This window comes from Caulobacter sp. BE264, assembly GCF_031457805.1.
GTDB lineage: Bacteria > Pseudomonadota > Alphaproteobacteria > Caulobacterales > Caulobacteraceae > Caulobacter.
Genome location: NZ_JAVDXI010000009.1, coordinates 110,361 through 123,342, shown reverse-complemented (window position 1 = coordinate 123,342; position 12,982 = coordinate 110,361). Strand labels below are relative to the sequence as shown.

Sequence of the window (12,982 nt, the reverse complement as noted above, 5' to 3'; positions counted from 1 at the left end):
GCGCGAAATTATGCCCGGATCACTAGCTGCGGGGGGCCGGCCCGCCCCCAGCATAGGACTAGAAGCGGTAGGCCACCGAGAGCACCGCCGAGGGCTGGGTGGCCTTCACGACGAGGGGGCTTTTGCGCGCATCGCCGGTCAGGCGGCTGAGGCTGGTGGTCGCGCCCAGGCTGATCTTGTCGTTCAGGCGGTAGTTGGCGCTCAACGACATGGAGACGTCCTTGACGCCGCCGCCGGGACGGTAGACCGGCAGCTTCGAGGTTGCGGCCTGGGCGGCGCTGATCCCGAAATAGGCGCGGTTGTACTGGCTGTCGGCCCAGGTCGTCGAAACGCTGGGCGTCAGGCTCAGGCGATCAGAGACCCGGATCGGATAGGCCAGGCTGGCGTCCACCAGAGCCCCGTCGACGTCGCCGGAAACCACCTTGGTCGCGCTCACCGTGGCCAGCACCTCGCCCAGTCGCATGTCCGCCGCGACACGCAGCCCGGCGCCGCCGTCCAGACGCCCAACACCGGTTGGGACGTCGCGTCGACGATAGCCCGGGACATAGGTGGCGCCCGCGCTGACCTTCACCGGCGATCCGTCGATGACGGTATAGCCGACGCCCTTGCGCCCGCTGGCGAAGAACCGGCCATAGGTGACGTCGATCACCGGGAACGGCATCAGCCGATAGTCGTCCGCGCCCTGATAAGCGGGCGCATAGACCGCAGCGATCCCGATCACGGCGCGATCCGGCGCGCGCGACTGCGCAGCGGCGGAGGTCACCATCGCGAAGGCGCCCACGGCCGCCAGGCCGCCTGCAGCGAGCGTGGAAAACGAGGTCATGGTCAGCGGGCTCCTCTAGGCATGCCTCGTGTATACGCGAACGCCCTCGACGCGGATGTGACGATGAAATTGAAAGTTGAGAGCCCCTAGCCAGCGACCCGCGCTAAAGCCAGGTCTAGACCGGCATCTCGGCGCCGCTCAGGTCAGCCCCTTCGAGCCGCGCGCCGGCGAGATCAGCCTCAATGAACCTGGCCCGCTGCGCGCTGGCCCCGCGCAGATTGGCGCCGCGAAGCGCCGCCCGGGTCAGGTCTGTGCGGATCACGCGATCCTCTGCGATCCTGAGCGGGCCAAGCTTGGCGTCCGTCAGATCGGCCCTGGAGAGCTGGGCGCCGACCAGCCGCGCGCCGCGCAGGTCGGCGCCGCGCAACTTCACCCCGCGAAGATCCGCCCCGGCGAGATTGGCCCCCTGCAGTTGCGCGCCTTCAAGGTCCATGCCGAAAAAGACCGCGTTGGGAGCCGACAGACCACTGAGACGACGGTTCTTCAAGCGGCGCAGTGGACGAAAGTCGACGTCGGCGACGCGTGCGATCGCGCCGTCGCGGCCGTCGGTCTTGCAGAACAGCTCGTGCGCCTCCAGCACCTCGTTCAAGGGCAGATCATCGACATAGATGATCGGTGGCGGCGCGCGCAGCACCTCAGTCAAATCCGCGCCGGTGAAGTCCGCGCCGCTCAAGTCGGCGCCTGTCAGAACCGCCCGGCGAAGCGACACCCTCGACAGGTCCGCGTTGTGCAGGATGGCGCCGGTCAGGTTCGCCCCATCCATTACGGCGTTTGTCAGCCGGGATCCTTGCAGCGTGACGTTCGAGAGGTCGGCGTCGGTGAAGTCGGCCTGACGCGCGAACGCACCGGAGATCTGGGCGCCGTTCAGGTTGGCGCCTTGCAGCATGGCGTAGTCCAACTCTCCCGGGCGCTTGGAATGTTCCAGGATCCGAAGGCCCTTCTCGTCGTCCTGCACCGCCGTGACGCCTTCGCGCAGGTCGCAGTTGGACAGGTTGGCCCCGCCAAGATTGGCGCCCCGCAGGCACGCGCCGCGCATGTCGCACCGCGAGAGGTCCGCATCGCGCAGATCGCAATCCCGAAGATCCGTTCCAAAAAGCGTCGCGCGGCTCAGCTTGGCGCCGCGCAAGGACGCGCCACCCAGCAAGGCGCCGGTAAGGTCGGCCTCCGATAGATCGGCCCCGTCGAACTCGTAGTTGTTGAGGTTCACATACTGCAGCGTCGCACGCCGGCCCTTGGGAACCCCCTTCAGATACCGGGCGTGCGCCTCCAGAACCTCGCGCACCACCGACGGATGCACGTTGCGGATGAGACTCGGTCGTGACGGTGCGACGGAAGGCATCGTGCGGGACGGACGCTCAAGGAGGACGGAATGACGCGGGAACAGTCCCGAGCCTCCCACGACAGCCTTAAGCAACAGTTCAAATCGCGACAGAAAGCCGCATCGCCCGACGCGCCTCGCCTCCGGAGGGGCGACCGTCAGGGCGCCTGGTCAGCGAGACGCGGTGTGACGCGTGAGCGGCGAATAGCTTCGGCGGAAACCGACGCCTTAGCGCGGCGCGTTCGGCTTGTTGCTGGTGTCGCTGGGCGCGGCGGCGCCGCCGGTCGCGGCCTCGATCAGGGCTGCAATGCGGTCGGTCGAATCGGCGGCCTGGGTGATGATGTCCAGCGGCGAGGCGCGAACCGAGGCGGCCACCTGGTTGGCGGCGGACTTGGCGGCCGAGACCACCGCGTTCTGCGCCATGGCGATCTTGCTGGTGGCCATGGCGATCTTCATCGCCTGGGCGTCCTGATAGATGAAGCCGTTGGTCGGATAGACCGTGGTGCCAAGATCGCGGATCGGATCGTACCAGACCTTGACCTGCGTCCAGTCGCCGTTGGGCGAGACGTCCACGACGGTCACGTCCTTCTCAATCTGGCCGCGGTCACCTTCGATGACGGACCAGTTCGCGTGGGTGACCTGGATGACCCGATCGGTCAGCACCTGGCTGACGAACGCCACATGGCCAAGGTTCATGCGGGCCGTGGGCTTGAAGGAAAGGACCGAACCGATCTTCGGGGCCGAACCCGTGTCGTACTTGCCGGCCGCCTGGCTCCACCAGGTGCGGGCGTCGCCGAAGATCTGGATGCCCGACATCAGACGCGCAAACGGTACGCACTGCCAGTAGCCGTCAGCGTTCGCGCCGGACACCGGCACAAGGCTGATCATGGCGGCAGCGGCCAGGGAACCCAGGAGGGTCCTCGTCCGTTTCGTCATGCTGTGGGTACTCCCCGCGTCACTGGGTGAAGGGATAACCCTACCGGCGATTGGTGAAAAGAGTATTTATCAGGCGCCCGCCGCGGCGAGGCGGCGCTTCCGCCACGTCGCCGCCCAAGCTTTCATCTGTTCCCGGCACGGATTCTCAATGACGTGGTAGGAAATCGCGGACAGAGGGACCAACGCCGCGACAATCAAAACCCAGACTAGGAGCGGCAACTTGTCGCTATCGGTATTCAGGATTTTCGTGGCGACGTTGATCGCCACGATCTTCCAGGGGATGCAGATCATATAGGTCGAGTAGCTGATCTCACCGAGATAGACGAAAACCTTCTGACCGACGAAGGTGGAGCTCGCCGACGCCCGGCTCGCCAGCATGAAGATCAGCCCGCCCAAAAGCATGACAATGCCCAAATCCGGGGCGCCGATCTGGATGGCGACAAGGATCAGCAACGCCATAAGGGCCATTCCGGGCGAAGCGAGTCGGCTTGGGAACCGTCCCGAGCGCCACAGGGCGTGCAGCGCGCACCCCAAGGCGAAGCACGGCACGATCCGCAGCGCGCCCCAACGGATCGTCGCTTCGGTCAGAGGGAAGCCTGCGAGGGTCTGGAAAAGGGGGTAGATCACGGCGATCAGCGCCAGGGCGGCCAGAACCGCAGCGATCGGCCGCTCACGCAAACGCCAGGCGAGGAAGGCGAACCCCGGGAAGGTCAGATAGGCGAACCACTCGGCGGAGATCGACCACGAGGCATGGTTCCAGCCAGCAACGGGCGCAAAGCCCCAGGCATGAACGAGCAACAGGTTCGCCGGCAACGACTCCCAGGAAAGGATGTTCGGATCGACCGCCATCCCCGCGAGGGTTCCGGCAATCGCCATGCCCCCAACGCCGATCAGCGTCGCCAGATGCAGGGGATAGACCCGCGCCAGTCGGTTCCACAGGAAGTCGCCGTAGCGGAACCGCCCTTCACCGAAGCCGGCGAGATAGACGTGGCAGAGAATGAACCCCGACAACACGAAGAACGCCTCGACGCCCAGATAGCCCTTGGCCGCGACGGCCGGCGTGAAGCCCACATCGAGATTGGGCCAGTAGTGGTAGAGCACCACCCAGAACGCCGCGAAAAATCTAAGGGCCGTGAGCGGCTTGATGTGGGCTGCGTCGGGCATAAATCGTCCTCCGGCGTCGCTTTTCGAGACACAAGGTCTCGACAAGCAGGGCGCTCGTCCCCCATTTGGTCGCTCTCACGGTTCCGTGCGGGGAGGCGCGGCGCCAGAACCCTATTGGGGACCCATGAACGAAATCCTTAGCCTTGCTGTTGATCCGGCCGCCTGGGCCGCTCTTGTCACGCTCGTCGTGATGGAAGTGGTGCTGGGCATCGACAACCTGATCTTCATCTCGATCCTGTCGAACAAGCTCCCTGAAGAGCATCGGCAGAAGGTCCGCCGGATCGGCATCTCGCTGGCGCTGATCATGCGCCTGGTTCTGCTCTCGACCATCGCCTTCATCGTCGGCCTCACCGCCCCCGTCTTCGACCTCGGGATCAGCGGTCCTGTCGGATCGCACGGCGAACCCGGCTTCGAGACCGCCTTCTCCTGGCGCGATCTCATCCTGATCGCTGGCGGCGTCTTCCTGATCTGGAAGGCCACCAAGGAAATCCACCACGCGGTGGATCCCGGTAAGAGCGATGACGTGCTCGAGAAGGACAAGGCCACCGTTGTGATCAACAACGTCGGCTCGGCGATCTTCCAGATCATCCTGCTGGACCTGGTGTTCTCGATCGACTCCATCCTGACCGCCGTGGGCATGACCGAGCATCTGCCGATCATGGTCATCGCCGTGTTGGTCGCTGTGACCGTGATGCTGCTGGCCGCCGACCCGCTGGCCAACTTCATCAACAACAACCCGACCATCGTCATGCTGGCCCTGGGCTTCCTGCTGATGATCGGCACCGTGCTGATCGCCGAGGGCTTCGGCGCTCACGTGCCGAAGGGCTACATCTACACGGCCATGGCCTTCTCGGCCGGGGTCGAAGGCTTGAACATGCTGGCGCGCAAACGCGACGCGAAGAAGCAGGAACCTCAGGCCTGAGGTTCAACCTAAAACGGTTGACCAGAAATCCCTGGAGCGGCTCGCTCCGGGGATTTTTTTGTAAGGCGCGCCGAAGATCGGCTCAGAGGAAGCTGTAGGGGTCGACGTCGATCACGACCCGCACAGAGTTGGGAACCTTGGCCCGCGCCCGCCAGGCGGCCATGAAGCCCTGGAGGTCGACATTGCGCGCCGCCCGAACCAGGAACCGCTTGCGGCGACGGCCGCGCACCAGGGCCAGCGGCGCGTCGGCGGGGCCGAACACCTCCACGCCCTCGGCGTTGGGAATGACCGCCGCCAGCGCCTCGACATAGGCGTCCAGCGCCGCCCCGTCCGGCCCCGAAGCGATCACCGCCGCCAAACGCCCGAATGGCGGCAGGCCGGCGTCCTCGCGCATCGCCATCTCAGCGTCGACGAAGGCGTCGCGATCCTGCGCCGCAAGCGCCTGCATCACCGCGTGGTCTGGCGCATAGGTCTGCAGCAGCGCACGCCCGGGCTTTTCGTGTCGTCCCGCCCGGCCGGCCGCCTGGGCGAGAAGCTGGAACGTCCGCTCCCCCGCCCGCAGGTCGCCGCCTCGTAGCGAGAGATCCGCATCGACCACGCCCACCAGGGTCAGGTTCGGGAAGTTGTGCCCCTTGGCGGCGGCCTGGGTCGCCACCAGAATGTCGATCTCGCCGGCCGCCATGCTGGAGACGAGCGCCTTGGCCCCCTCCGCATCCATCACCGTGTCGGACGAGAACACCGCCACCCGCGCGTCGGGGAAGATATGCCGCGCCTCTTCCTCGACCCGCTCCACCCCAGGACCGATCGAGACCAGCGAGTCCTTGGCCCCGCAGTGTGGGCAGGCCTCGGGCTTCTTCATCGAGAACCCCGTCAGGTGGCAGACCAACCGGCCGGTGTAGCGGTGCTCGACCAGCCAGCTGTCGGTGTCGGGCGATTTCATCTTCTCGCCGCAGGCCTTGCACAGGACGAGCGGGGCGTAGCCGCGCCGGTTCAGGAACAGCATGGCCTGCTCGCCGCGTTGCAGCGTCAAGGCCATCGCTTTGATCAGCGGCGGCGATAGCCAGCGGCCCGGCTCCGGCGGGGTCTGGCGCATGTCAATCAGACCGATGTCCGGCAGTTGCGCCGCCCCATGCCGGGCCGAAAGCCGCAGCCAGCGGTAGCGGCCGGTCTGGGCGTTGTAGAGGCTCTCCAGCGATGGGGTCGCCGAGGCCAGCAGCACGCTGGCGCCCTCGATCTTGGCGCGGGCCACGGCCAGGTCGCGGGCCTGGTAGATGAAGCCCTCTTCCTGCTTGAACGAGCTGTCGTGCTCCTCATCGACAACGATCAGTCGCAGCTTGCGGAACGGCAGGAACAGGGCGGAACGGGCCCCGACCACGATGCGGGCGTTCCCGTTGGCGACGGCTTCCCAGACCTGCCTCCGACGCGGCGGCGACACGCCCGAGTGCCACTCGGCCGGGACCGCGCCGAATCGCTGCTCGAACCGCGCCATCACCGCCTGGGTCAGGGCGATCTCAGGCAATAGGACCAGCACCTGCGCATCCGGGTCCCTCAACGCCTCGGCGACCGCTTCCAGATAGACTTCGGTCTTGCCCGAGCCCGTGACGCCGTCCAGCAGCGCAGCCTGGAAGCCGCCGCTGTCGAGCATATCCTTCAGCACCTCGACGCAGGCGGCCTGACCCGGGTTGAGCGCGCGGGCCGGCAGCGACAGGTCAGGCTGCGGCAGGCCGCGTTCGGGCTCCACAAACTCGACGGCCAGCACGCCCTCGTCGAGCAGCCCTTTGACGACGCCCGCGGAAACCCCCGCCGCCGAGGCCAGGGCTGCGCCGGAGAGCCTGGCGCCCTCGGCGGCGGCCATGACCTTGAGTCGCGCAGGCGTCACGCGCGCGGGCTGAGCGCCGGTGAGCGCCAGAACCTTATCGGGCTTGGGCGGCGGGTGGCGCAGCCCCCGCAAGGCCATGGCCAGCGGCCAGCCAGGGACATCGACCGAGTACCGCGCCGCCCACTCGACGAACGCCAGCGCTCCAGGCGGCAACGGCGGATCGTCGACCCGCTCCAGGATAGGTTTCAGCGGTCGGTTGCCGCCCGCGCCATCGCGAACCGCCGTCACCACGCCCCGGACGACGCGCGGCCCGAGCGGCACGGTCACATGATCGCCCACGGCCAGCGTAAGGCCCTCCGGCTCGGCGTAGTCAAAGGCCTCCGGCAACGGCATCGGCAGCAGGACGGAAGCAATGCGCGACATGGTGCGAGCTTCTGCCGCGAAACCGTCCCCAGGTCGAGAGTGTCGGACGCGGGCGGCATCAAGCCGCTGTTAACCGTCTTGGCGCTTCATCTGGTCGCCTTGAGTCTGTAGCCGGTGGGGACGAGATGAGCGACGCGACGCGAGCGACCAGAACGACGGTCGTCGATGCAGAGAGCGTGCGTGACTTCCTCCGCACCGAACCGGAGTTCCTCCGCCAGGACGAGAACCTGCTGGGCGAGCTGGGCCTGCGGGTCGACGCGGCGAACGTCGTTGACTTTGGCCCCCGCGCCCTCGCCCGCGCCGCCGCCGCCCATCGCCGCGAAGCGACCGTGCGGCAGGCCATCGAAGCCAACGCCCGCGCCAACTACTCCGCCCAGGCCCAGACCCACGCTGCGGTGATCGACATGCTCGACGCCCGCAACCACTCCGACCTCGCTCGCCGGGTTGATGAGATGGCGCAACTGCGCTTTGGGCACGCCGCCGGCGTGATCGCGCTGGAAGGTCCCCACCGCGTTCCGGCGGGCTGGCGGGCCCTGGCCGAGAGCCAGGTCGACATGCTGCTGGGCGATGCGCCGATCGCGCGCATGGGCTTCTTCGCGCCCGCGCTGCCCCTGTTCGACGACAAGGCCGAGACGATCCGCAGCATGGCCATCGTGCGCATGGCGATCTGGGAGCCCCGTCGCGAGGCGCTGATCGCCTTCGGCTCGACCGACCCCGAAGGCTTCACGCCGGACATGGGGACCGAACTGGTCAATTTCCTGGCCCGCGTGGTGGAGCGTACGGCCGAACGCTGGCCCGTCCTGTGAGCGCCCGCCAGGCCTACGCCGCCTGGCTGGACCACCTGACGCTGGAGCGGCGGGCCTCGCCGCGCACCGTGCGGGCCTATGGCGACAATGTCCTGGCCTATCTGAATTTCCTCGAGATCCATCGGGGCGAACCGCTGAGCCTTACCGCGATGGGCGAAATCGCGGCGGCGGATCTGCGCGGCTATCTGGCCTCGCGCCGTCAGGGCGAGAACGCCCTGGCCCCGCGTTCGCTGTCCCAGGCGCTGTCGTCGATCCGCGCCTTTCATCGCTATCTGGACCAGCGCCACGGCGTGCCGAACGCTGCAGTGGAGCTGGTGCGCGGTCCCCGACTGAAGATCGGTCTGCCGCGCCCCGTCTCCGAGGATCAGGCGCGCGATCTGATCACTGAGGCCGCCGACGACACCGAACGCGACCCGTGGGAGACCGCCCGCGATGAAGCGGTGCTGACCCTGCTGTGGGGTTGCGGCCTGCGGATCAGCGAGGCCCTCTCCCTGCGCATGAGCGACGCGCCTTTGGCCAGCGCCCTGCGGATCACCGGCAAGGGCGGCAAGACCCGTATCGTGCCGGTGCTGGACGCCGTCCGCGATGCGATCGCGGTCTATCTGGATGAACTGCCGTTCAAGCTGGGCCCTGATGAGCCCCTGTTCCGCGCCAAGCGCGGCGGGCCATTGTCGCCGCGCCACGTCCAGGGCTTGGTGCAGACCCTGCGCGGGCGGCTGGGCTTGTCCGATCGGGTGACGCCCCACGCCTTCCGGCATGCGTTTGCGACGCACCTCCTGGGCGCCGGCGCAGACCTGAGAGCTATCCAGGACCTCCTGGGTCACGCCTCATTATCGACCACGCAGCGCTACACCGAGGTGGACGCCGCCAGCCTGCTGGCCGCCTATCAGGCCGCCCACCCAAAAGCTTGATGAAAGACAAGGCCGCCGTCGCGCCGGAGTTGATAGCGAGGCTAGATTTGGGTGCGTCAGACTGTCGCTACACCCGCCAGGCGCGCGCGCGTTAACCGCGATTTTACCGCGCAGGGGCGTTGTGGGAGTCGAGAAAAGGACGACTGCGCGACCGCTCGTCGACGAGGCCCCCATGAACTTCGACAACCTGAAGATCTCAACAAAGGTGGCGTTGCCCGCCGTCGTCCTGACCGTGGTCGCCCTGGCGATCATGGGCATGGACGCCCTTCAGGCCCGTAAGGCCGAGGACAGCACGCGCACCGTCATTGAGAATCGCGCCCCTGCGGAGCTTGCGGCGTCTCGCTTCAACCGGCGTCTGATGGCGATTGGCTATGCCTCCTATCGGACGGTCGCGAACGAAGGGACGTCGGCGGAAGCAAAACAAGCCAGCGACGATATCGATACGGCCTACAAGGAGGCCAAGGAGCAGCTGGCGGTCGTCAAGAAGAGCGACCCGAGCACGGCCAAGACGGTTGCGGACTTTTCCGCGCGCCTTGAAAAAATCTACACCAGCGCACGTCAAGGCGCGGACCTGGGCCTTCAGGACATAGATCCGGCCGCGATGATGGTCCTGGCGGTGATCGACCCCGAGATCGCCGCGCTCAACAAAGACGTCTCCAAGTTCACCAACACCCGCAACGACGAAACCAAGGCCATGGCCGAGGAGGCCTCGAAGAAGGCCGCCGCCGGAATGATGTTCTCGATCATCTTCGGCCTCGTCGCCGCGGGCAGCGCCCTGCTGTTCGCCCTTTGGATCGGCTCCAAGAAGATCGCCGCCCCGCTGATCGCCACCGCCAAGACCATGGATATCCTGGCCCAAGGCTCGGTCGATGTGGAAGTGCGCGGCGCGGATCGCAAGGACGAGGTCGGCGCCATGGCCCGCTCGGTCCAGGTGTTCAAGGACAACGCGGTGGCCCTGCGCACCGCTGAGGCCGCGCAGCAGCGCGCCAGCGCCGAGGTGGAGGCCGAGCGTCGCCGCAATCAGGAAATAGCCGACGCCGCCGCCAAGGAGCAGGCCATGGTCATGGAAGCCATTGCGGGCGGCCTGGCCCGCCTGTCGGACGGCGACCTGACCTACCGCCTGGATCAGCAATTCCCCGAGGCCTACAAGCGCCTGCAGAGCGATTTCAACGGCGCGATCTCCCAGTTGGAAGAAGCCATGGGCACCATTGTCCACGCCGCCAGCAGCATTGGCGCCGGCTCGGATGAGATCGCCTCGGCCGCCGACGACCTGTCGCGCCGCAGCGAGCAGCAGGCCGCCAGCCTTGAAGAGACCGCAGCGGCCCTGGATGAGATCACCGCCACGGTGCGGCGCTCTTCGGCCGGGGCGCAGGAAGCGTCCAAGGTGGTCGGCTCCACCCGTTCGGACGCCGAACGTTCCAGCGTCGTGGTGCGCAACGCCGTCGACGCCATGAACCAGATCGAGAAGTCGTCGCAGTCGATCAGCCAGATCATCGGCGTCATCGACGAGATCGCCTTCCAGACCAACCTGCTCGCCCTGAACGCCGGCGTCGAAGCCGCGCGCGCCGGTGAAGCGGGTCGCGGCTTCGCCGTCGTCGCCCAGGAAGTGCGGGCCCTGGCCCAACGTTCGGCCGATGCGGCCAAGGAGATCAAGACCCTGATCTCGACCTCGTCCCAGCAGGTCAATCAAGGCGTCGCCATGGTCGGTCAGACCGGCGAGGCTCTGCAGGCCATTGTGGTCAAGGTCGGCGAGATCGACGCGCTGGTCGGCGAGATCGCCGCCTCGGGCCAGGAGCAGGCCACCGGCCTCAACGAGGTCAACGCCGCCGTCAATCAGATGGACCAGACCGTCCAGCAGAACGCCGCCATGGTCGAGCAATCGACCGCCGCCTCGCATGCGCTCAAGAACGAGGCCGGCAATCTGATGCAGATGATCTCGAAGTTCCGAGTCAAGGGCTCGGCGAGCGTCGCTGCTGCGGGCGGCGCCACGCGCGCCAGCCGCTCGGTCGCCCCGCCGCCCGCCGCACCGCGCGCTTCGGCCCCAACCCCGTCGCCGTCCTCGTACTCGGCGTCGCCCGGCCCGGCCCTCGCCAGCGCGACCAGCCGTCCGGGCGCCAACCCGGTCGCCGCCGCCCAGGCCAAGCTGGCCAAGGCCGTCGGCGCTTCGTCCAGCGACGACTGGGAAGAGTTCTAAACCGTTTCAGTACGCGTAAGCCCCGCCGCCCCTCTGGCGGGGTTCCTCCCCTCGAAAAACAGACTGGCCCCGCCTTCCCTCAAAGGCGGGGCCATTTTTCTGCGCGCGTCTTCGGTTGGGTCGGGCGGACCTCAGATAAGAAAACGGCGGGGTCCGCCTTGCGAACCCCGCCGGTCTTCAAGCGGCTTGTGCGCGGCGTTACGCCTGCATCGTCCAGCCTTCGACGCCCATGGCCGCCTGGCGCAGGGCTTCCGAACGGGTCGGGTGCGGGTGGCAGGTGCGGGCCACGTCTTCCGAAGCGCCGCCGAACTCCATGGCCACGCAGTACTCGGCGATCATGTCGCCGACGTTCGGACCCACCATGTGGGCGCCCAGGATGCGGTCGGTCTTGGCGTCGGCCAGGATCTTCACGAAGCCGTCGGTCTCGTGGTTGATCTTGGCGCGGCTGTTGGCCAGGAACGGGAACTTACCGACCTTGTAGGCGACGCCCTCGGCCTTCAGTTCGTCCTCGGTCTTGCCGACCGTGGCCACTTCCGGGCTGGTGTAAACGACGCCCGGGATGATGCCGTAGTTCACGTGGCCAGCCTTGCCCGCGATCAGCTCGATGCAGGCCACGCCCTCGTCCTCGGCCTTGTGGGCCAGCATCGGACCCGAGGTCACGTCGCCGACCACCCACACGCCCGGGACGCCGGTCTTGAAGTGGTCGTTGGCGATCATGCCGCGCTTGTCCGGCGTAATGCCGACCGTCTCCAGGCCCAGACCCTGCGTGTACGGACGACGGCCGATGGCGACCAGCACGTAGTCGGCCTCGATCGTCTGGGCGTCGCCGCCGGCGACCGGCTCGAAGCTCAGCTTCGCGCCCTTGGCCGTAGCCGTCGCGCCGGTGACCTTGGCGCCCAGTTGGAACTTGAAGCCCTGCTTGGTCAGGATCTTCTGGAAGGCGGTCGCCACCTCGGTGTCGGTGCCCGGCAGGATGCGATCCAGGTATTCGACGACGGTGACCTCCGCGCCCAGGCGCTTCCACACCGAACCCAGCTCCAGGCCGATCACGCCGGCGCCGACGACGACGAGGTGCTTGGGCACTTCCGGCAGCGACAGGGCGCCGGTGGAGTCGATGATGCGCTTGTTGTCGACGGTCACGCCCGGCAGCGGGGTCGGCTCGGAGCCCGTGGCGATGACGATGTTCTTGGTCTCGAGGGTGGTTTCCGAACCGTCCTCGGCCTTAACGATCACCTTGCCGGCGCCGGCGATGCGGCCCCAGCCCTTCACGTAATCGACCTTGTTCTTCTTCATCAGGAACTCGACGCCCTTGGTCAGGGCTTCGACGCTCTCGGCCTTCTGGGCCATCATCTGGGAGAGGTTCAGCTTCGGCTTCACCTCGATGCCCAGCTTGGCGAACTCAGGACCCGTCGCGGCGGCGTACAGCTCCGAGGCGTGCAGCAGGGCCTTCGACGGCATGCAGCCGACGTTCAGGCAGGTGCCGCCCAGCTTGCCGCGTCCCTCGATGATCGCAACCTTCAGGCCCAGCTGGCCCGCGCGGATCGCCGCGTTATAGCCACCAGGACCGCCACCGATGATGACGACGTCGTACTGAGCCATGGGTCTATCGCCTTCAGGACGCGCCATAAGCGGCGCCGGACAAATGTAGGGCCTCGCCGGCCGCTTT

The 12,982-nt window shown here is 67.2% G+C and carries 10 protein-coding genes; 4 read left to right on the top strand and 6 right to left on the bottom strand.

Annotation, left to right across the window (positions count from 1 at the left end):
• Positions 1 to 58: 58 nt before the first annotated feature.
• The 4 genes from J2X45_RS18915 to J2X45_RS18900 all read right to left on the bottom strand — a co-directional run bounded on the left by J2X45_RS18915 (position 59) and on the right by J2X45_RS18900 (position 4,241).
• Entirely contained in the window at positions 59 to 823 is a 765-nt protein-coding gene (locus J2X45_RS18915) for a MipA/OmpV family protein (RefSeq protein WP_310218001.1), read from the bottom strand.
• 115 nt (positions 824 to 938) lie between these two features.
• Positions 939 to 2,162, bottom strand: coding sequence for a pentapeptide repeat-containing protein (locus tag J2X45_RS18910; protein WP_310217999.1), 1,224 nt, complete (start codon positions 2,160 to 2,162; stop codon positions 939 to 941).
• A gap of 207 nt (positions 2,163 to 2,369) precedes the next feature.
• The gene (locus J2X45_RS18905; RefSeq protein ID WP_310217996.1) at positions 2,370 to 3,077 is read right to left on the bottom strand and encodes a CHAP domain-containing protein; all 708 of its coding nucleotides are present in this window, start codon (positions 3,075 to 3,077) and stop codon (positions 2,370 to 2,372) included.
• A 69-nt stretch (positions 3,078 to 3,146) separates the two neighbouring features.
• Positions 3,147 to 4,241, bottom strand: a complete 1,095-nt coding sequence (locus tag J2X45_RS18900; protein WP_310217993.1) for an acyltransferase — start codon at positions 4,239 to 4,241, stop codon at positions 3,147 to 3,149.
• Positions 4,242 to 4,365: 124 nt separating this feature from the next.
• Between J2X45_RS18900 and J2X45_RS18895 the strand changes: the two genes are divergently transcribed.
• On the top strand, positions 4,366 to 5,163 hold the full coding sequence (locus J2X45_RS18895) for a TerC family protein (protein ID WP_310217991.1): 798 nt from the start codon (positions 4,366 to 4,368) through the stop codon (positions 5,161 to 5,163).
• Positions 5,164 to 5,245: 82 nt separating this feature from the next.
• Here J2X45_RS18895 and J2X45_RS18890 read toward each other — a convergent pair whose 3' ends face one another.
• Positions 5,246 to 7,405 (bottom strand): primosomal protein N', encoded by a 2,160-nt coding sequence (locus J2X45_RS18890; protein WP_310217989.1) that lies wholly within the window; start codon positions 7,403 to 7,405, stop codon positions 5,246 to 5,248.
• A gap of 125 nt (positions 7,406 to 7,530) precedes the next feature.
• Here J2X45_RS18890 and J2X45_RS18885 point away from each other — a divergent pair, with 125 nt between their 5' ends.
• The 3 genes from J2X45_RS18885 (at position 7,531) to J2X45_RS18875 (ending at position 11,316) form a co-directional block, all read left to right on the top strand.
• Complete coding sequence (locus tag J2X45_RS18885; RefSeq protein ID WP_310217987.1) at positions 7,531 to 8,211, top strand: DUF484 family protein; 681 nt, start codon at positions 7,531 to 7,533, stop codon at positions 8,209 to 8,211.
• Positions 8,208 to 9,122, top strand: a complete 915-nt coding sequence (locus J2X45_RS18880; RefSeq protein WP_310217985.1) for a tyrosine recombinase XerC — start codon at positions 8,208 to 8,210, stop codon at positions 9,120 to 9,122. Before J2X45_RS18885 ends, J2X45_RS18880 begins: the two co-directional genes overlap by 4 nt.
• A gap of 172 nt (positions 9,123 to 9,294) precedes the next feature.
• On the top strand, positions 9,295 to 11,316 hold the full coding sequence (locus J2X45_RS18875; RefSeq protein ID WP_310217983.1) for a methyl-accepting chemotaxis protein: 2,022 nt from the start codon (positions 9,295 to 9,297) through the stop codon (positions 11,314 to 11,316).
• Positions 11,317 to 11,514: 198 nt separating this feature from the next.
• On the opposite strand, the gene lpdA is transcribed toward J2X45_RS18875, so the two are convergent.
• Positions 11,515 to 12,915: a dihydrolipoyl dehydrogenase gene (lpdA, locus tag J2X45_RS18870; RefSeq protein WP_310217980.1), complete on the bottom strand. Its 1,401-nt coding sequence runs from the start codon at positions 12,913 to 12,915 to the stop codon at positions 11,515 to 11,517.
• Positions 12,916 to 12,982 lie beyond the last annotated feature (67 nt).